19 protein-coding genes and 2 pseudogenes are annotated in these 19,304 nt (G+C 64.0%); 6 read left to right on the top strand and 15 right to left on the bottom strand.

Going from position 1 to position 19,304, the window contains the following annotated elements:
- Nucleotides 1-8 precede the first annotated feature (8 nt).
- A complete protein-coding gene (locus tag C477_RS06260; RefSeq protein WP_008893610.1) occupies nucleotides 9-1,499 on the top strand; it encodes a sulfatase-like hydrolase/transferase in 1,491 nt (496 codons plus the stop codon).
- On the opposite strand, the gene C477_RS23795 is transcribed toward C477_RS06260, so the two are convergent.
- The 7 genes and pseudogenes from C477_RS23795 to C477_RS06225 form a co-directional block, all read right to left on the bottom strand.
- Nucleotides 1,463-2,167 carry a PQQ-binding-like beta-propeller repeat protein gene (locus C477_RS23795; protein ID WP_008893609.1) on the bottom strand — a complete coding sequence of 235 codons (705 nt, stop codon included), beginning with the start codon at nucleotides 2,165-2,167 and terminating at the stop codon, nucleotides 1,463-1,465. The two genes, C477_RS06260 and C477_RS23795, sit on opposite strands and share 37 nt — an antisense overlap.
- Nucleotides 2,168-2,290: 123 nt before the next feature.
- Nucleotides 2,291-2,548, bottom strand: a pseudogene (locus tag C477_RS25010) (hypothetical protein); the annotation flags it as partial.
- 239 nt (nucleotides 2,549-2,787) lie between these two features.
- On the bottom strand, nucleotides 2,788-3,219 hold the full coding sequence (locus C477_RS06245) for a desampylase (protein WP_008893607.1): 432 nt from the start codon (nucleotides 3,217-3,219) through the stop codon (nucleotides 2,788-2,790).
- A 6-nt stretch (nucleotides 3,220-3,225) separates the two neighbouring features.
- Nucleotides 3,226-4,182, bottom strand: coding sequence for a cobalamin-binding protein (locus C477_RS06240; RefSeq protein WP_008893606.1), 957 nt, complete (start codon nucleotides 4,180-4,182; stop codon nucleotides 3,226-3,228).
- A gap of 293 nt (nucleotides 4,183-4,475) precedes the next feature.
- The gene (npdG, locus tag C477_RS06235) at nucleotides 4,476-5,144 is read right to left on the bottom strand and encodes an NADPH-dependent F420 reductase (protein ID WP_008893605.1); all 669 of its coding nucleotides are present in this window, start codon (nucleotides 5,142-5,144) and stop codon (nucleotides 4,476-4,478) included.
- Nucleotides 5,145-5,237: 93 nt separating this feature from the next.
- Nucleotides 5,238-5,519: a hypothetical protein gene (locus C477_RS06230; RefSeq protein ID WP_083870251.1), complete on the bottom strand. Its 282-nt coding sequence runs from the start codon at nucleotides 5,517-5,519 to the stop codon at nucleotides 5,238-5,240.
- Between the two features lie 67 nt (nucleotides 5,520-5,586).
- Entirely contained in the window at nucleotides 5,587-5,844 is a 258-nt protein-coding gene (locus C477_RS06225) for a hypothetical protein (protein ID WP_008893603.1), read from the bottom strand.
- Nucleotides 5,845-5,976: 132 nt separating this feature from the next.
- Here C477_RS06225 and C477_RS06220 point away from each other — a divergent pair, with 132 nt between their 5' ends.
- Together C477_RS06220 and C477_RS06215 are read left to right on the top strand one after the other, a co-directional pair.
- On the top strand, nucleotides 5,977-7,017 hold the full coding sequence (locus C477_RS06220; RefSeq protein WP_008893602.1) for an LLM class flavin-dependent oxidoreductase: 1,041 nt from the start codon (nucleotides 5,977-5,979) through the stop codon (nucleotides 7,015-7,017).
- A 253-nt stretch (nucleotides 7,018-7,270) separates the two neighbouring features.
- A complete protein-coding gene (locus C477_RS06215) occupies nucleotides 7,271-8,110 on the top strand; it encodes a glycerophosphodiester phosphodiesterase (protein ID WP_008893601.1) in 840 nt (279 codons plus the stop codon).
- A gap of 21 nt (nucleotides 8,111-8,131) precedes the next feature.
- Here the strand turns inward: C477_RS06215 and C477_RS06210 are convergent, their stop codons facing one another.
- The 3 genes from C477_RS06210 to C477_RS06200 form a co-directional block, all read right to left on the bottom strand.
- Complete coding sequence (locus C477_RS06210) at nucleotides 8,132-9,013, bottom strand: TIGR01548 family HAD-type hydrolase (RefSeq protein ID WP_008893600.1); 882 nt, start codon at nucleotides 9,011-9,013, stop codon at nucleotides 8,132-8,134.
- Between the two features lie 113 nt (nucleotides 9,014-9,126).
- On the bottom strand, nucleotides 9,127-9,819 hold the full coding sequence (locus C477_RS06205) for a metalloprotease family protein (RefSeq protein WP_008893599.1): 693 nt from the start codon (nucleotides 9,817-9,819) through the stop codon (nucleotides 9,127-9,129).
- Nucleotides 9,820-9,885: 66 nt separating this feature from the next.
- A complete protein-coding gene (locus tag C477_RS06200) occupies nucleotides 9,886-10,299 on the bottom strand; it encodes a UPF0146 family protein (RefSeq protein ID WP_008893598.1) in 414 nt (137 codons plus the stop codon).
- A gap of 39 nt (nucleotides 10,300-10,338) precedes the next feature.
- Here C477_RS06200 and C477_RS06195 point away from each other — a divergent pair, with 39 nt between their 5' ends.
- Nucleotides 10,339-10,860: an archaemetzincin family Zn-dependent metalloprotease gene (locus C477_RS06195; protein ID WP_008893597.1), complete on the top strand. Its 522-nt coding sequence runs from the start codon at nucleotides 10,339-10,341 to the stop codon at nucleotides 10,858-10,860.
- Nucleotides 10,861-10,995: 135 nt separating this feature from the next.
- On the opposite strand, the gene C477_RS06190 is transcribed toward C477_RS06195, so the two are convergent.
- From C477_RS06190 to C477_RS06170, 5 genes are all read right to left on the bottom strand, one after another.
- Nucleotides 10,996-12,810: a ribosome biogenesis/translation initiation ATPase RLI gene (locus tag C477_RS06190; RefSeq protein ID WP_008893596.1), complete on the bottom strand. Its 1,815-nt coding sequence runs from the start codon at nucleotides 12,808-12,810 to the stop codon at nucleotides 10,996-10,998.
- A 2-nt stretch (nucleotides 12,811-12,812) separates the two neighbouring features.
- Entirely contained in the window at nucleotides 12,813-13,139 is a 327-nt protein-coding gene (locus C477_RS06185) for an EMC6-like membrane protein (protein ID WP_008893595.1), read from the bottom strand.
- An 86-nt stretch (nucleotides 13,140-13,225) separates the two neighbouring features.
- Nucleotides 13,226-14,092: a hypothetical protein gene (locus C477_RS06180; protein WP_008893594.1), complete on the bottom strand. Its 867-nt coding sequence runs from the start codon at nucleotides 14,090-14,092 to the stop codon at nucleotides 13,226-13,228.
- 138 nt (nucleotides 14,093-14,230) lie between these two features.
- Entirely contained in the window at nucleotides 14,231-14,767 is a 537-nt protein-coding gene (locus C477_RS06175; protein ID WP_193366253.1) for a DUF7344 domain-containing protein, read from the bottom strand.
- A 160-nt stretch (nucleotides 14,768-14,927) separates the two neighbouring features.
- On the bottom strand, nucleotides 14,928-17,591 hold the full coding sequence (locus C477_RS06170; RefSeq protein WP_449404394.1) for a DUF7289 family protein: 2,664 nt from the start codon (nucleotides 17,589-17,591) through the stop codon (nucleotides 14,928-14,930).
- 438 nt (nucleotides 17,592-18,029) lie between these two features.
- On the opposite strand from C477_RS06170, the gene C477_RS06165 reads away from it, so the two are divergent.
- A complete protein-coding gene (locus C477_RS06165; RefSeq protein ID WP_169332645.1) occupies nucleotides 18,030-18,500 on the top strand; it encodes a hypothetical protein in 471 nt (156 codons plus the stop codon).
- A gap of 144 nt (nucleotides 18,501-18,644) precedes the next feature.
- Nucleotides 18,645-19,304, top strand: a pseudogene (locus C477_RS06160) (hypothetical protein); the annotation flags it as partial.

Here is a 19,304-nt window from a genome sequence, read left to right as displayed (position 1 = left end):
GACGTCCGATGGCCGACAGCCGCCCGAACGTTCTGTTCGTTCTCACCGATCAAGAGCGCTACGACTGTACGGCGCCCGAGGGGCCGCCCGTCGAGACGCCGGCGATGGATCGGCTCTCGAGCGAGGGAATGCGCTTTTCGCGGGCGTGTACGCCGATCAGCATCTGTACGAGCGCCCGCGCCTCGCTCATGACCGGCCTGTTCCCCCACGGCCACGGGATGTTGAACAACAGCCACGAGGCCGACGCGATCAGGCCGAACCTGCCGACTGACCTGCCGACGTTCTCCGAGGAATTGACCGACAGCGGCTACGACTGCAGCTACACCGGGAAGTGGCACGTGGGCCGCGACCAGACGCCCGAGGATTTCGGCTTCTCGTATCTCGGCGGCAGCGACAAACACCACGACGACATCGACGAGGCGTTCCGGGAGTACCGCGAGGAACGGGGCGTCCCGCCGGGCGAGGTCGACCTCGAGGAGGAGCTCTACACCGGCGACGACCCGCGCGATGCGAGCGAGGGAACCTTCGTCGCCGCGACGACCCCGGTCGACGTCGCGGAGACCCGCGCGTACTTCCTCGCCGAGCGGACGATCGACGCGATCGAAGCGTACGCTGACGCCGACGGCAAGGAGAGCGATGGAAACGGCGGCAACCCCTTTTTCCACCGCGCCGACTTCTACGGTCCCCACCACCCCTACGTCGTCCCCGAGCCCTACGCCTCGATGTACGACCCCGCCGAGATCGACCCCCCCGCGAGCTACGCCGAGACCTACGACGGGAAGCCCCAGGTTCACGAAAATTTCCATCACTATCGGGGCGCCGACGGCCTCGAGTGGGACCACTGGGCCGAGGCCACCGCGAAGTACTGGGGGTTCGTCTCGCTGATCGACGACCAGCTCGAGCGGATCCTCGAGGCGCTCGAGGACCACGGACTGGCGGACGAGACGGCCGTCGTCCACGCCTCCGATCACGGCGACTTCGTCGGCAACCACCGCCAGTTCAATAAGGGTCCGCTGATGTACGACGACACCTACCGAATCCCCCTCCAGGTGCGCTGGCCCGGCGTCGTCGAATCGGGATTGACCTGCGAGGCACCAGTGCATCTGCACGATCTCGCGGCGACGTTCCTCGAGATGGGCGGCGTCGACGTCCCCGAGAGCTTCGACGCCCGGAGTCTGGTGCCGCTGCTCGAGGCCGGCGGTGATCCCGAAGCAGTATCGGAGTGGCCCGACTCCACCTTCGCCCAGTATCACGGCGACGAGTTCGGCCTCTACACCCAGCGGATGGTCCGCACGGAGCGGAACAAGTACGTCTACAACGGCCCCGACATCGACGAGCTGTACGACCTCGAGGCCGATCCCGCCGAACTGCAGAACCTGATCGACCACCCCAATTATGCTGACATACGCGAGGAAATGCGGGATCGGCTCGTCGACTGGATGCGCAAGACCGACGACCCAAATCAGGGCTGGGTCCCGGACGTACTCAGAGACGTGTGAGCGGTCGACGACCGACGGAGTCCCAGTCTCGAGACGAATTCTGTGCCGCGGGCGGGTCGATCAGTCCGTCGCCGGACCGACCCGGTGGACCCAGTGAAGAACAGGTACTCGTCGACGACCAGCGGTGCCGAGATGGGCGGCGACGACGTCCAGACCCGTTCCATGGAGCCGTCGGCCGGATCGAGTCGGTAACAGTTCCCGCTCTTGAAGCCGCTCGTTGCGAACACGGTGCCCGACGCGGTCGCGACCCCGCGAAAGGACGGCCCACCGGAGTCGCCGCTCTCCCAGCGCCCCTCGCCGGTCGACCGGTCGATCGCGTTGATGCGCTTCCCCGTGACGACGACCTGGGTCTCGGAGAGCGCCAACGGATTCGCCCTTCTGTCCGCCGATTCGTACTGCCAGCGAAGCGATCCGTCGGCGACGTCGACTGCGGAAATCCGGGTGCCGCTGCGGAGATACGCCGTCTCGCCGTCAACGGCGGGCGGTTGCCCGATCGAGGACTGGTACCGATCGTCCCATCGAATATCGCCGTCGGTGCGATCGATTACAACGAGTCCCTCGTCGGTTCCGACGTACACCGACTCGTCGTGGACCGCCGGTGTGTAGCTCGGCGGGCTCTCGAGGGAGACGCGCCAGCGGGTCGTGCCGTCCGGGTCGAACGCGTACACGTCGCCGTAACCGATCGCGTATACGCCGTCGGTCGCCGCGATCAGTGAACCGGCGATAACGCCGGTCCGGTGAGACCAGCGCTCCGCTCCGGACGAACGATCAACGGCGACGACGGTGTCCGATCCCACCGCCACGTACGTATGCTCGTCGTCGACGGCGACGCTGGACAGTTCGCGGTCCCACTGCTGCGTCCAGGAGATGGATTCCGAATCGGTTCCATCGCGAGGAGCCGTCCCGACTGGCCCGCGACGTACAGCACGCCGTCGGCGACGGCGAGTTCGGGATTGCCGTCGGAATCGACTCGCTGCTCCCAGATCAGTTCCGCGTCGGCGCCCGGTCCCGGTGCGTCCGTTCGCGCCGTGTTCGCCGAACTCCCCCACTTCGATCGCCACTCCGACTCGAGGGAGTGGGGAAACGGATCGATCTCCTCGAGATCGGGGGGTTCGCCGTCGTTGCGCGTGATACACAGCGCCGTCATCGGGGTGGCCGCAGTCGCAGCCGTCGCCAGGAACTCGCGTCGGATCATCCGCGTTCCGCCTCAGCAACCATTGGAATTCCAATGACAGTCTCCGAGGTTATTACTTCCGCTGAGCGGCGAGTGACGGGCTGGGACGTACACTCACTCCGGGACGATCCGTTCGCGTTCGAACCGCTCGTCGTCCTCCCGCCACCGCCACGACCCGACCTCGAGGGGATCGAGCGAGACAATCAAGTACGACCGATCGGGCCAAGTCGCCTGCGCCTCGTCGGTCGCGCTCGGACGTGGCGGTCCCCGGGGATGTGAGTGGTAGAAGCCGACGATCTCCTCGCCGCGGTCCTCGAGGCGTTCGAAGACCGCGAGTTGTTCCTCGGGATCGATCCGATACCGGGTTCGCGGCGTCTCGGCGACGTTTTCCGCGGGGTACTGCGACCGAACCCGACTCTGCCCCTCGGACTCGAAGTCGCCGCCGAAGATCCCGCAGATCTCCTCTGGAGCGCCCTCACGAGCACGCTCGAGGATCCGATCGCGAATCGCGGTCGGAACAACGAGTTCGGGATCGGAACCGGTCACCGGTAGCTATGCCTCCGCCTCGAGTCGATCGGTCAACTGCTCGAACGGCACAGCAATCTCCTCGAGCGCGACGGGCGGCGTCTCGACGTCGAACAGCTCCGGCTGGACGATCGGGGCCAGCGCCTCGAGGGTGTCCACCAGCCGCGGCCCGGGCCGGTTCAGGTAGTGGTGGCCGTCCATCGCCCAGACGCGGCCCTCGCGGACGGCGGTGAGGTCGTCCCACCCCTCGCGCTCGGTGAGGTCCGCCGTGTTCTCGGCGGTCTGCTCGAGGCCGAAGCCGCAGGGCGCGACGACGATCAGTTCGGGGTCGTACTCGCGGATCTCCGTCCACTCGCGGGGACTCGAGCGCTGGCCCGCGTCGGCCAGTCCGTACTCGCCGCCGGCCCAGTCGACCAAGTCGGCGGTCCAGTGGCCCGCGATCATGACCGGGTCGGTCCAGTCGAAGATGGCGACTCGAGGGCGGTTGTCCGGCTCGAGGGCAGCGTCGGCGGTTCGCTCTCGAACGGCGTCGATGCGGGACTCGAGGTCTGCGCGTACCTCTCGAGCGCGTTCCTCGCGGCCGGTGGCGCGGCCGATCCGCTCGAGGTCCTCGAGGACGTCGTCGACGCTGTGGGGGTCAGTGGTCAGAATCTCCGGATCTGCATCGATCTCCTCGACCGCGTCCGCCATGACGACCTCGTCGACCGCGCAGACGTCGCATATCCCCTGCGTGACGATCAGGTCCGGCTCGAGCGAGTCGAGCAGGTCGGTGTCGACGTCGTAAACGGCCCCGTCGTCGGCGGTCTCGAGCACCTGCTGGTTGATGTCGCCGCTCGAGGCCTCGGCATCGATCCTCGAGTCGGTGACCGACGGGAGGGATTCGACGCCGGGCGGATAGTCGCACTCGTGGGAGACGCCGACGGGTTCGATCCCGAGCGCGGCCACGGTTTCGGTCGCCGAGGGGAGCGTCGTGACGATTCGCATGGCTCGTCTAGGTGGTGAAGGATGAAAAACCGCTGGTCTCCTCATGTTCATCCGTTCTCGAGTCGATCACCGAATGGAGTCGTTTGCGACGATTACGAAGCCAGACGAAGACTCGAGCGTTCTGTTCACGCTGGCGGCGAGGATTTCCACACACCTCCCCAGCCGATTCGCTCACTCCGTTCGCTCATCCCTCGCACGGAGTTGTCTGCTGCCCTCGCATTCGCTCGGACAGCCGACAGCGCGCGCCACCGCAAGAGAGTGATCGACGTGCTACAGAAACGCCGGAACGACGCTCAATGGAACTTGACGCCGACGTCGTGGAGGTCATCGTTGTACTTGGCGATGTTAATTACGAGCGGTGTGACGCTCTCGACTTCGGCCGCGTTCGCGAGGGGACCGACGTCGAGTGCGCGCAGGCCCTCGATCTCGGTGGCGAGGTTGCGGACGGTCTCCTTGGCGTCGTCGTCGTCCGCGACGAGGAGGGTGTCCAGGTCCAGCTCGTGGTCCAGATCCGAGAGCGCGTCGGCCGCGAGGTTGTGGAAGGCGCCGACGACGGGCACCTCGTCGGGCGCTCGTTCGGCGACCAGTTCGGTGACGCTACCGGTTCCCGGCGGGTGGTAGTGCAGGCCGTCCTCGTCGCCCTGCATGCCGACCGCGGGGGTGACCAGGATCGTGTCGGAATCGAGGTTGTCGGCGACGGCTTCGACGGTGTCGCCGGCGTAGTACGGCGGGACGCTGAGAACGACGACGTCGGCTCGGTCGGCCGCCATCTCGTTGGCGAAGCCCTTGACGTCCGCGTCGGCGCCGCGGGACTCGAGGTTCTCCTCGTAGGTTGCGACCGCGTCGCGGGCCTTCTCGGGATCGCGCGAGCCGATGAGGACTTCGTGATCCGTATCGCGTGCAAAGCGCAGGGCCAGCCCCTGCCCGATATCGCCGGTTCCGCCGAGTAGTGCGATTCGCATACTCGCCTCTCGGGACGGCATCCGAATAAAAGGGGTGGAGGCCGGCCGATATCGCCGGATGTTCGGATGTCAAGAAATAGCCGCCAGATCGGCTCACTCGCGGATCGACGGCCCGAGTCCAAGGGCGGACGCGGCGATCCCGAAGCCGACGAGGATCCCGCCGACCCCGAGTGCGGTTCCGCCCGACGAGGGATCGGCCAGCACTCGAGCGCCCGTGGCTACGAACAGAAGCGCGAGGCCGAGCAGCAAGACCGTTCCGAGGACGTCGAGCAGCGCGTCCCTGACGGCGGTCCGGATGACCGTATACAGTTCGTCTCGCTCGAGGGCAACCACTACGTCGTCTGAGCCGACGTCCCGTCCGGAATCTGTTGCCATGTTAACGAGTACTCGCTGGTCCCGATAAAGATGACAGGATCGACACCAACGCACGGCGACGGAAACCTCAGGGCGCGTCGTCGTCCTCTGGGTTCATCGCCGCGCCGAGTCCGCTGTCGTACGCGTCGCGCTCTTTGATCTCGCGAATGCGCTGGTCGAGGCGCTCCTCGAGTTCCTTCCGTCGCCCCTCGTCGACGTCCGGATTCGATCCGAGGTCCTCGATATCCTGGCGAGCGGTCCGCAGGACTGACACCGCCTCCTCGGTCTCGAGGTCGGCCGCACGATCGAGGCTCCGTTCGACGTCGTTGAGGGTGGTCCCGGTCATGGGAACGGCTTCGGGCGCGAACGGGGTCAATGCTGGGCCGTCAGTGGTCGGGCGCGGAGCGGTCGCCCGCCGAGAGTCGGCAAGGGCTCGGCGAAAGGCTACACACTTCCCGCGCTGCCCCCATCACGAAGTATGGAGCTCTCGATCGTCGATCTCGCACCGATGCCGGAAGACGGCACCACAACGGAGGCGTTCGACCACACGGTCAAACGCGCTCAGCGGGCCGAGCAACTCGGCTACTCGCGGTTCTGGGTGGCCGAACACCACGACTTCACCGACTCCGTCGCGAGCACGACGCCGGAGGTGGTAATCCCCTACGTCGCCGCGAAGACCGACGAGATCCGGATCGGCTCGGGCACCGTATTGCTCAACCACTACAGCCCGTACAAGGTCGCCGAGACGTTCGGCGTCCTCGACGCCCTCGAGCCCGGTCGGATCGACCTGGGCCTGGGCCGGGCGACGGGGAACCCGGCGAGCGACCTCGCCCTCCAGCCGGATCGCAGCCAGCGGCGACGGACCGGCGACGATCAGGCGGAGAAGATCGACGAGGTCGTCAAGCACCTCTACGGCGGGTTCGACGACGACCACCCGTTCCGCGAACTCGAGATCCCCCGGTCGGGCGACTCCGCGCCCGAAATCTGGGTCCACGGCTCGAGTCCGGCGAGCGCGAAGATCGCCGGTAAACTGGGACTGCCGTACTGTTTCGCCGCGTTCATCCGCCCCGGGCCGGCCGTGCAGGCGTTCGATACCTACCGGGAGCACTTCGAGCCCTCGCCGGACGGTGCCGGCCTCGAGGAGCCACGCGGCGCCATCGCGGTGAACCTGACCTGCGCCGAGACCGACGCGGAGGCCGCGCGGCTCCGCGCGACCGCCGTAGCCTCGTCGCGACTGCTCCGCAACGGGCAGGTCGACCGACTCCCGATTCGATCGGTCGACCGGGCGATCGACGTCCTCGGCGGCGTTCCCGAGCCGACGCCGACGGATATCGAACCCGGCGACTGGCCGCGGCACCTCTCCGGCGGGCCGGAGACGGCCCGCGAGATCCTCGAGGAACTGACCGCACAGGCCGGGGTCGACGAGGTCGTGATCCAGAGCCAGCACGCGGACCCCGAGACGACGCTGCGCTCGCACGAACTGCTCGCCGACGCCGTCGGACTCGAGGCGCGCGAATAGTCGTCACGAGCAGGACCGGGAAACCGCCTGCAATGGCGCGCTGACTCGCGGTGAGCGACCAGCGAATCGCGAGTTGAAACTGCGCGAGGTCTTCGCGAGTCGTACGAGCGAATTGGTTGGGGAGGCGTGTGGATACCCGTGTTGCCAGCGCGAGCGGCGTGTTCGCCGCAATTCCTCGAGTCATCGAACGCTAGCCTCCGACGAATACCCACGAGAACACAGCCTCCATTAGCCCCGCCGTCGTCCTCCGACCATGGACAGTCCAGCGGTGATCGCCCACCGCGGTTACGCCGGCGTCGCCCCGGAGAACACCGTCGCAGCTGCCGCGAACGCCGCAACGAACGACGAAACGACAATGCTCGAGATCGACGTCCAGCCCGCGGCCTGTGGCACGCCGGTCGTGATCCACGACGAGCGCCTCGAGGGCGACCGCACCCGCGACGGCCGTCCGCTGACCGACGCAACGGGCCTGGTCCGGGAAACGTCACTCGAGGAGATTCGAGCCGCACGCGTCCTCGGGACCGAGGAGACGGTGCCGACGCTCGCGGAACTACTCGAGGCGATCCCCGAGACGGTCGGCGTCAACGTCGAACTGAAGAATCCGGGGACGGCCGACCTGCGGTTCGGCGAGTCCCTCCCGGTCGAGGACCGGGACGATCGCCGCGAGGTCTGGACGCCGTTCGTCGAGCGCGTGATCGAAACCTGCGACGCGTTCGACGGCGAACTCCTCTTCTCGTCGTTCTGCGAGGGCGCGCTCGCGGCCCTCCGCGAGATCGCTCCCCGGTACGCCGCCGCGACGCTCGTCTGGGACGACCTCGAGGCGGGACTCGAGATCGCCCGCCGCTACGACTGCGAGGCGATCCACCCGCCGAGAAACGCGATCAGCGGAGCGCCGCTCGCGGATACCGAGTACGCCGGGTTCGGAGCCGGCGAGCCCGAGATCGATATTATCGAGGAAGCCCGCGCCGAGGGTCGGACGGTCAACGTCTGGACGGCCGAGAACTGGCACCAGTTCGAGGCGCTGGCCGCCACCGGCGTCGACGGGATCGTCGCCGACTACCCGGGGCTTGGAACGTACGCGAGCGATCAGTAGCCGGTAGCGGGGCCGAACGCCCTACGACTCGAGCAGGTCGGGCAACGCGTTGATCGACTCGAGGACGGCCGAGGCGTCCTCGGCCTCGTACTTCCGACGTCCCTCCTCGCCGGTGAGACCGCCCGTGAGGACGCCGATCCCGTGGTACTCGCGGTCGGGATCTGCCTCGCGAGCGTTATTGGCCGTCCGAACGTCGTCTAACGTGTCGCCGACGAAGACCACGCTGTCGGCGTCGAACCGCTCGGCGAGCGTCGTCAGCGCCCGCGGGTGGGGCTTGCCCTCCTCCCAGTCGTCCATCGTGAACCGGTGCTCGAGGGGAATCGCCGCCTCGAGGCCGACGCGCTCGAGGGCGATCTCGGCCTCGGCTTCCGGCCGCCCGGTCAGGATTCCGACGTCGATCGCGTCGTCCTCGACGAGCGCGTCGCGGGTCGACTCCTCGAGCAGGATCGGTTCGTCGTGGATGAACCCGCGCGTCTCGACGTCGGGATCGCCGCCCTCGAGGCCCCGGTAGAGGTCGGCGCCGAGGTACAGTTGCTGGAAGACGTCGCGAAGCCGCTCGCGGTCCCAGCGCTCGAGAACGCGCTGGGTCGCTCGGGCGCCGAGATCTGCGCGGATCGCGTCCTCGGCGGCCTCGAGACCGCCGTCGCGGGCGGCGATCTCGTCCGTGAAGTCGTCGATCGACGCGCCGTACCCCTCGCCGGTCGCGAGCACGTACAGCGCGGCGGCGTAGGTCAGTTCCCAGTCGTTGTTGAACCCGCCGGCGTCCTTGAACTGCTGGATGTCGGCCTTGCGGATCGTCCGGTCGTAGACGCGCTCGACGGAGTCGACGATCGCGCGTCGGTAGGAGTCGGCGACGTCGACGAGCACTCCGTCGACGTCTAACACGACGGCGTCTGCGTTCATACCCCTCCAGACGGGCCGCCGAAGGTAAAGGCGGTCGGATTCCGCTCGTGGGGACGTCCCAACTGTGTGCGACCTGCGTCTCCCGGCGCAGCGACCGGGAACGACGCGATCCCTCAGAACCCGAGCCCGCCGACCGCGGAGAACGCTAGCAGACAGAGCCCCAGCGCGTACAGAACGTCGGCCCACAGCCACGAGAGCAGGTTCACGACGTAAATCACGACGACGACGGGGACGCCGAGCAGGACGACCGGTCGTCGCCGCCACTCCGAGCGAGAGTGCGTCCAGAGCGTCTTCGCGTCGCCGGTGCTCGGGAACGCCTGCACGCCGACCGCGAGGCCGAGCCATCCCAGCGCGACCGCGAGCGCAAGTTCGCCGCTCGAGGCCGCCGCGAGGCCGTCGCGCAGTGCGGTCGCCGACGCGATCGGGTCCGCGGTCGCGGTTGCGAGGGCGTCCGCGATTCCGAGCGACGACGCGAGCGCGGCGAACCCGAGGAAGGCCGCGACCGAGACGACGGTGTTGACCAGGAACGGGGCGACGCTGATCGCGAACGACTCGCGGTACCGTCCGGGCTGGGCGTGGCGGACGTAGCCCGGCGGGTCGCCGAACCGGAAGTAGACGACCTCTTTGACGGGCACTCCGACGAGGTGACAGACTTGCTTGTGGGCGAGTTCGTGGACGACGACGCCGGGAGCGGCGAGGAGGCGCATCACGACACGGGTGATAGAGCTGACGACGGAGACGATCACCGTCACCGCGACGAGAACGACGAGGGTCGCGACGAGGGGCGAAGCGGCATCAGGGATCATCGGTAACTGAACTGTTCCGAACGGTGGTAATTCCTTCGACCACGAACGATGGGGCGCGGGCGACGATCACCGTCGGCGTCCGGCCGCCGCTCGAGCGACGTACAGCGTCCCCGTCTCGATCGTCCGACGTTCGACCGGAATCGCGGGCTGGTCGCCGCCGAGGGTCGTAAACAGGAGGTCGGCGTCGGCCTCGCGGGCGACCGCGAGCGCCGGTCGGTGGAGTTCCGGGGGAAGGTTCAGCGCGTAGATCGCGTCGGCGGCGGCGTAGACCGCCGGATCGGGGTCGACGATATCGTCGCGGACGAACCGCACGCCGTCGGGGACCGGCCGGTCGTGGACGTCCGTCGCGGTGACGGCGACGCCGCGATCGGCCAGCGCGGCCGCCACGTCGGTCCGACGACCGATTCCGACCTCGACGAGCCGATCGTACTCGGTCAGGGTCTCGAGCAGCGTCTCCGCGTTCCGGCGAGAGTGGGCCACGGCGGGACGTTTATGCCACCCGCGGCCATAGCCCTTGCCATGCTCGTCGATATCGTGCCGGTCGGCAACGTCCCCGCGAACGTCAAGCGGGCGGCCTCCGCTGCGTTGCGATCGGTTTACGACTGCGACGTCACGGTCAACGACTCGCAGTCGGTCCCGAACGGTGCTTACGACGCCGACCGGAACCAGTACGCCGCCGAAACGTTCATCCAGCTCGCCGAACGGGTCGGCCGCGGGACGAAAAACATCGCGATCACGCCACACGACCTCTTCTACCGCCGGCGCAACTACGTCTTCGGGCTCGCTTACCTCGACGGCAGCGGGAGCGTCGTCTCGACCTACCGCCTCCAGACCTCGAGCGACGGCGGCTTCTCGAACCAGAGCGCCGAGGACATCTTCGAGGATCGGGTCCGCAAGGAGATCGTCCACGAAATCGGCCACACCTACGGGTTAGAACACTGCGACAACAACCGCTGTGTCATGAACTTCTCGCCGACGGTCCGCGAGGTCGATATCAAGGAGGAGAACCTCTGCGGGAGCTGTCAGCGGCTGATTAGCTGAGTCGAGTCGATCCTGTTTCGACTGAATCGTACTGACTGGTTTTGACGCGGAGTCGTACTGGCGAAGTGCCACACAGCCTCGAGTAGCGTCGGCTCGGTCGCGATCGCGCGAGCGGAAAACGAGCCACGGCCGAACTCAGGGCGCGTAGTAGTACTCGCCGTCCTGTTTCTGCTGTTTGTCGAGTTGCGACTCGGGCTTGTTGATGCGCGGTCGCGACGTGCGCTCGTCGCGGCGGAACGTGACCTCGAGGTTCGCGAGGAACTCGTTCATCCCGTCGCGCATCGGCTGGGGCTGGCCGGCCCGCCCCTGGACGGCGGGTTCGCCGTCGAAGACCATCAGCCGGTCGGCCAGCAGGTCGATCATGTAGATGTCGTGGTCGATGACCATGACCGTCGCGTCCTGCTGTTCGGCGTAGCGTCGGATCGCCTTCGTCGCCTGGACGCGCTGCTCGACGTCGAGGTGAGCCGAGGGTTCGTCGAGCAGGTAGAGGTCGGCCGAGTCCGACAGGCAGGCCGCGATGGCTACCCGCTGGCGCTCGCCGCCAGAGAGGTCCGAGAGATTCTGCTCCATGATCCGCTCGAGCTGGAGCGGCTGGGCGATCTCGGTGTTCCAGTACGAGGAGCCGAACTGGTCCGTGATCGAAGAGAGGAAGGCGTCGACCCGCATGTGCTGGTCGATCGTGACGTACTGGGGCTTGTAGGAGATGTCCAGATCGAGGTCGGCGTCGCCCTCGTCCGGTTCGATGTTGCCGGTCAGGAGCTTCGCGAAGGTGGACTTCCCGATCCCGTTCGGACCGACGATGCCGAGCACCTCGTTTTCTCGGATCTCGCCGCCCTCGACCTCGAGGGAGAACTCGCCGTCGCCGTAGCTCTTGGTGAGGTCGGGGTACTCGACTAACGTGTCGCCGCGAGTCGCGGCGCGAGGAGCGTGTTCCTCGAACTCGATCGGATCCGGTCGGATCCGCATGTTCTCGTTGTCGAGGTAGCCCGAGAGGTACTCGTTGATCCCGTTACGGACGGACTTGGGCGCCGTGATAACACCGTAGGCGCCGGGCTCGCCGTAGGCGACGTGCAGCGTATCGGCGAGCAGGTCCAGGATCGCGAGGTCGTGTTCGATGACGAGCATCGATCGGTTCTCCTCCTCGGCGAGTTCCCGGATCAGCCGCGCCGCGGTGACGCGCTGCCCGATGTCGAGGTAGGGCGTGATCTCGTCTAAGAAGTAGAAGTCCGTATCTCGAGCCAGCGTGGCCGCGATGGCGACCCGCTGGAGTTCCCCGCCCGAGAGGTCGTCGATCGACTGCTCCATGACGGGGCCGATCGAGAGCCGCTCGACCAGTTCGTCTAAGGCGCCGCGCTCGTCGGTCTGCTCGAGCAACTCGCGGGTGTTGCCGTCGAAGCTGTTCGGAATCTGGTCGACGTACTGTGGCTTGCGCGCGATCGTGACGTCGCCGTCACGCACGTCGGCGATGTAGTCCTGTAACTCCGTCCCGCGGTAGGCCTCGAGGACCTCGTCCCAGCCCGGTGACTCCTCGTGGCGGCCGAGATTGGGCTCGAGTTCGCCGGCGAGGATGCGAACGGCGGTGGTCTTCCCGATCCCGTTGGGACCCAGAATCCCCGTTACCTGCCCTTCCTGGGGCGCAGGGAGTCCGTACAGCGAGAAGGCGTTTTCGCCGTAGCGGTGGGCGGGGTCGTCCTGCAACTCCTCCGGCAGGTTGATGATCTCGATGGCGTCGAACGGACACTTCTCGACGCAGATCCCGCAGGTCTCGCCGAGACAGATCTCCTCGGAGATGTGGACCTGGTCGGGCTGGCCCTCGTCGGCCTCCTCCCCGCGGAGGGTGATACACTCCTTTCCCGTGCGGTTGGGCGGACAGTAGTTCTTGCACTCGTAGCTACAGCGGTCGGGTTGGCACCGATCGAGGTCTACGACGGCGATGCTGTCGTCGGCCATGGTTACGCGACGGCCCCCGTCGTGAGCAAGATTCCCCACGTCACGAACCACAGGGAGAACGTCATGAACACGATGAACAGGTAGTGTTTCGGTCCGAACTCGTCGTCATCGTAGATGCTCGTGAAATCGTAGAGCACGAACTGGGCGAGAATCGCGCCGGCGACGAGCATGAGCGTCCGCGTGTCGTTCGCGGCTGCGTCGGCCGACGACACGTCACCCACCAGTGCCATCGAGCCGAACGCCGCGGCGACACCCAACAGCGCGGCCAGCGCGGTCACGCTGATCGAGCGGATGTGCTCGCGTCGGTCACTGATCGATTCGGTCGACATGGATGGAATTCAGTGGCCGGTGGTGAAAAGGAGTTCGGGTTGGTCTCGAAAGAACGCCGGAGTTCGAGGTCCAGAGCGAACGGTATTCACGACTCGTAGCGACCACAGGTCGCCTCATCGAGACAGAGATCGAACGTTTTGTGACTATCGTCACCGAAATACACGGTCACGCGGACGTTTTCGCCGTCCATCCTAACCTTATTGCCGGATCCATCTGTAAACCGGCTCAGTTCGAAGGTGGCCGTCTCATTAAGTGACAGTTCAAAGTCGGTATCGAAATCATATCGACTGTGGGTCTCGGGATCTGTGCTATCGATCGAGATCGACGTCGTAACGAGATCGCGTTTGTTTCCAGAGAGAGCCGCTCCGTTGTTTTTCGGCGTTACTGCCTGAACATCGCTCCGCGTCGTCGCATCAATCCCGATTCCAGTGAGAGTAATGGGTTTGTCGCCGGTGTTCTCGAGTTCGAACTCGAACTTCCCGCTTCCACCTGGACTTTTGGCCGTTCCAGTGAAGTCGGTTATCGCCGACTGTGGGACGCTGAAATCGCGTTGCAGTGTTATTTCGCCACTCTTGGTTCCGTTGTCGAACAGTTCGGCGGTAACAGCGACGAGTGCGCTTTGAGCAGTATCTTCCGTCTCTACAGTAATCGTCTCGCTTCCGTTCGGGCCGAGCGAAAAGCGATACGACGAGTCGTTCCCGTCGAAGGAAATAGTGGTATCGGGATCAGTATCGGTCAGTTCCACGTCCATTTCCAGTGTCGTATTGTTCGTGAACACTGGCTCATCAGTCGTATCGATGTTCTTGATTCCGAGGAGGGCTCCCTCGTGATCCTCAGCAGTAGTGACGGCGACTTCCCGATCAGCGGTGAGGGAGCTGAATGCGCCGGTACTGAACAGTGCACCGACACCGATCGACGTGGCCCCGACGCACACGAAGACACGTCGTTTCATTACTTACTCATTATACTCAAATAGTATAACTCTTCGTAGAGTGGCTGTCATGAATACGATCATTCCAATCTAAACATGTTACGAGGACGGTTTCTTTACGACGAATGCGGTCACCTCTCTCCCGAATACGCCGCATCATTACGGTTGTCGCTCCATTTCACCGAGTCGCATCCGCCGGCTCTGTACCACGTGGACGACTGCAGAAATCGCAAACAGCGCAAACACCAGCGTCGCCCAGCCGAGTTCGGACACCGCCCCCGTCGGTACGACCTCGAGCCAGAGCCCCGCCATCACGACCGAGCCGACGATGGCCAGCCCCAGATAGTACAGTCCCCAGGGGATCGAGTCCGCCGGAACGACGTCCAGATAGACGTCTAACTCCGAGGCTTCGTCCGTGAGTTCGATCGTTCGGTTATCGAACTCGATCATCTCGGCTCGCTCGAGCGTCGGCAGATGCGTCTGCTGTAACGACGTGTACACCCGCTTCCGTTCGGCGGAGGTGATCTCCTCGACCTCCTTGTCGAGTTCCCAGGCGGCGACGTGCTCGGCGAGGTCCCCCAACGTGACCGGCTCGCCCTCGCGCTTGCAGTAGTGAATCGCGTATCGCCGCCGATGGTTGCTCAGAAGATCGAAGATCTCCCCCCGATCCGAATCGCCCCCCATCTGCGTTGCCATTGGGTCGTTCGTACTATGTTGAAAATATGAATTTCTGATACATAACCCTTATTGCCGCGAAACGCGCCTATTTCGCCGTTTCAGAGAAATAGTCAATCAGATAATACCTAGTGGCGTCTTGGATTACGCTAACCTGACTGTCAGGCGAAAGCGGGCGCCGTCAATGGTCGATCTCGACGGTTCGTTCGGAGACGTGTACCGCATAGTTCGCAGTACTCCCCGCCTCGTAGTTCACGGACAGTTGCATCTGCGTATTCATATCGAGATCGATCTCTTCGTTAACGATCTCCTCGAAGAGATCGAGTAGCTCGTCTGGATCGGCGGTCTGGTAGTAGTTCCCGCCGGTCTCCGCCGCCCATCCCTCGAGTTTGTCCTCGGGTATCGAGCTATGCTCGAGGCCATCGAGACCGACAGTGTGAAGGGTGTAGTCGAGGTCGTCGGACTGGTCAACCAAGTCGTCCATTCTCTCGTCGCTGGCAGTGTTGGAGTTCTTCCCGTCGCTCAGGAGAATAATGACTCGCTCGCGGTCATCGGTACTCCGGGTGGTGTAACCGTTGAGCGCGGCTTCCAGTCCGGCAGCCATGTTCGTCCCACCGTAAGCGCTGCCGACGACGCTCTCTTTCGCCGCCTCGAGATCACCGTTAAGGGGATGGAGGGGGCGGCCACCGCTGGCGAAATCGTAGATTCCGACCCGATCGGAACCGGGATCCAGTTCGTCGATAACGTTTCTGGTGGCCTCGACTCGCTGGCCCGTCGGATCGTTCCCCGGATGAGCGTAGACGCCGATCGAGGCCGTGCTGGGTCCGTAATAGAAGCTGTTGGGCTGGGCTCGAATCTCCGTCCAGTCGTCGGGATGGGCGAACTCCATCGATCCGAGAGTTTCGGTCGTCCCATTCTCGTCCCGTACCTGGATTTTCTGGCCCCACCATCCACCAGTCTCCATGTTTCTGAACGGTTCGTCCGTCGGGATCGGCCCCCATTCGTCACCGATTTGAATCTCGTGCTCGGGCACATACGCGTTCCCGGACGGATTGTGAGGCCCCATCGACCCCGATCGGTCGAGAACGAACGTGACGTCGACCGGAGGCCGCGTGTCGCTGTACTCGAATAACAGATCGGTGTCTTCCTCAGAGAGCGGCGTTGCACTCCGCAGCGAGCGATCGAAGTTAATCTGAACGTCGTCACCGATTTCGAGCGTGCCGCCACGCCCGGCCGCGTCGCCGGCGATGACGGCCCCGTCGATAGTCACACCGTCCTCGATCTCGAGGTCGGCACCCGGTGCGTAAACGACTCCCTGAAAGTCGTCCTCGATGGTAATCGTCGAGTCGCTAGTGGCGTACACCCACAGTGCGTCCGCCCGGTCGTCGGGCCCGATCGTGACGTTCGAGAGTGTAGCGTGACCGTCGACATAGAAGTTCGTCTGATTGTTGCCGTTAATTTCGACGTCCGAGAGTTCGAGATCGCCGTCGATACCGATATTGACGTTTCCATCGGAGGAGTCCGTCGACTCGATCCCGTCTTCGCCGCTGTACATGCCCGCAGAAACGTCACCGTCGGCCGACGGGTTGCCGGCGAGATACGCCGTCAGGAGCCGCTTGATCTCGTCGTCGATCGGAGCAACGTCGGCGTACGGTTGCGAGAGTTCGGTGGCGAGTGCCGTTCCTTCGACGCCGTTCCCCTTCCCTTCGTTCTCCGAATCTAACCGATACAGGTTCTTGCCGCTCTCCGATTCGCCCTGCTCGGTCCCGTTGACGGTTACTCCATAGCCGATCGGGGAGATCGACGGATTCCCTTTCGAACCCAGTTCGCCGTTTACGACCGGGACACCTTCGATATCGGCGTGGTTGTGAAGATAGAATTCGTCGTAATTCGCGAGCAAGAAGCCGGGAGAATCGTCGCCGTTCGAAGTGTGATTTTCGTACGCGTTCATCGAAATCGACGACTTTAGCGTCCCCGTTTCGCCGTCGATATAGAGTCCGCTGCGAACCGTTGGTTCGATATCGGCGAGTTCGCGAAGCGGTTCCTCACCATCGACGTGTGCGACGACCGTAACCGTCTCCTCGGATTCGTCGTGGCAGATGATGTTCTCGTCGACCGCACCGGAGACCGCACAGTCGTCGGCATCGGTCGCGTCGAACTCGTCTTTCAGGAAGTTGTACCACCCGTGATGGTAAGACGACCCGGAAACCTCGACCGTCGTGTAACTGACGACCTCGATATCCTCCCCGAGCGATTCGAACGAGTCGGTATCGGGGTTCGGAACTTCTCGAACCGTATGTTCACCTGTGCCGACGCTTCCCTCGAGCGAGACCGGTTCGATATCGACTCGTCCGACTTCCCCGTCTTCGGTCGACTCGTAGTAATACCGGAGGTTCGGATCCGAAACGGCGGTCGCTCGATCGCCGGAAACGTCCCAAGCCCCGCCGGCTTGATACGCGAACTCGTTACCACCCGTATCGGTTGCAACCAGCGTCTCGAGCTCTATCGAGCGACTATCGTTCACGTATCCGTCCGAGACGGTGACCTCGAGCTGTCCGTCGGTAACCAGTTCCCCGTCTAAATTATTGATTTGAACGCGTTTCGGGGTATCGTCCTGCTTCCCGAGCGACGATATCGTCGAATCGAACTGCCGGAGTTCCTGCTGACTCTGTTCGTGATACGCCTGCGACTCGGCGGCGTCGAATGCACCCATCCCGACGACGTAAACGCTCGTTGCGCCGAGGAAAACCATTACGAACAGCAATACGATCCCTAACTGAGGGCTCGCCCCCCGATCGGCCCGTTCGGAAAGAGAGATCTCAGCTGTTCTACCAATCCGTCCCATTACGAACCCGTATTCATTACTGTATTATAAAATGTAATGAGTGTTGATCTCATCACCAATAGAACAATTCTGATCGCTAACGAACAATGCGATCGGAGAGAATCCGCCCAGCCTCTTCCAGTGCTGCTGGCGAGGAATTACACCACTAGCCGTTATCGGAGTCGTCGCGACCGTAGACGGCAATCTATGTTCTTCAAGACTGTCTTGAACGAGTGTATTACCGAGCTTTCGGTATTTCTGGCGGCCTAATACAAAGTGAGTTGCACTCCACGTGAGCGTAAGAACCGCGCGCTGGACTCCCCGCTTCGAGGCGGGGGAGAACCGACGCGGTCAGACGGAACCATAACCATGAGAATGAATCGACGCAATGTGTTAGTCGGACTGGGGACGATTGTCGCGGGCGGCGGAGCAGCGCTTGGGACGGGGGCGTTTAGTAGCGTGGAAGCAGAACGAACCGTGTCGGTCGGGACAACGGGAGACGGTCAGGCATATCTGGGTGTCAGCGTTACTAATAGTGCGTATGCGGTGGACGGCAGCACTGATAGTGAGGCCGCTGTCACGATCGATCTGGGCGACACGGGCAACGAGAGCGTCGGCTTCAACGACGACGCGACGACGTACGTAAATGGTATTTTAGAACTCACCAACAACGCTGCCGACGGCAACAGTATCGAGGTCAGCCTCGGAGGTGCCGAAAGCGGTCACTCGAAAAGCCAGACCGTTTCGATCGCCGGTGCAGACGTCACCTTCGCGCTGAGCGACCCGGACACAGGTGCAGACGGTGATCTGGCGTACGCTACCGTTTCAGCTGGAGGAACGACAACCGTTGACGCTGAAATCAATACCGCTGTCGAGAATAGCGGCGACGATGAAATGCTGACTCTCTACGCCGAAGACGGCAGTAGCTAATAGAGGTCCGTCTACCCGATCCGACCTCAGTAGATCGGTAAATACCGGTGTCCGCTCCTCGAGGACGGTGGACACTGGCTACAGAACGACCGAACGTGTCGCCAGTAAACGACGTTCCCCGAGTCGTGCCAGCGAACCGCATAGATGTTATCCACTGACGTCCTACTTACCGCCGCGGCCGCTTGCGTTCTCCTCGCGTTCGTAGTTCCGACGGTCGCGATCACGGTGGGTGAGAATTCGGCGGCTGACGACGTCCTCCTCGAACCGACGTCCCGATACGCGACGATCCAAGACAACCGACTCGAACTCGATCTCGAGGAACTAAACGAAGACGCACTAACAACCGCCGATGTCTTCACGATCGCGATCGCCGATACCGACGTCCAGCGGGTCTGGATCGAGAACGACGTCGAGGGCCTCGAGTTCTACTCCGGAAACGATCCGACGGCCGAGGTCGCCAGAGCAAGCCCGATCGAGCCGTCAGCGGGCGAGACGATCCGCGTCGGCGTCGCGGTCGATACACACGTCGCTCACACGGGGACGGAGACGTTCACGGTACACGTCCGCTACGACGATGGCGAGGACGATGAAGACGAGGTGGACGACGAAAACGAGACTCACCAAGGAGTTACCCTCGGGTCCCTCGCAGTCTCCCCGACGAACCTCGAGGCCGGCGAGTCGGTGACCGTCGAGGGGAGCTACCGAAACGAGAACGACACGGCAAAGCGACACACCGCGAAACTGACCGTCGGCGGCACCGTCGTCGACAGCCGAACAGTCGAGATCCTGTCTCTTATACACATC

Source organism: Haloterrigena salina JCM 13891 (assembly GCF_000337495.1).
In the GTDB taxonomy this organism is placed as follows: Archaea; Halobacteriota; Halobacteria; order Halobacteriales; family Natrialbaceae; genus Haloterrigena; species Haloterrigena salina.
Note: the sequence above shows the minus strand (reverse complement) of the source record. Positions and strands in the feature narration are given on the sequence as shown.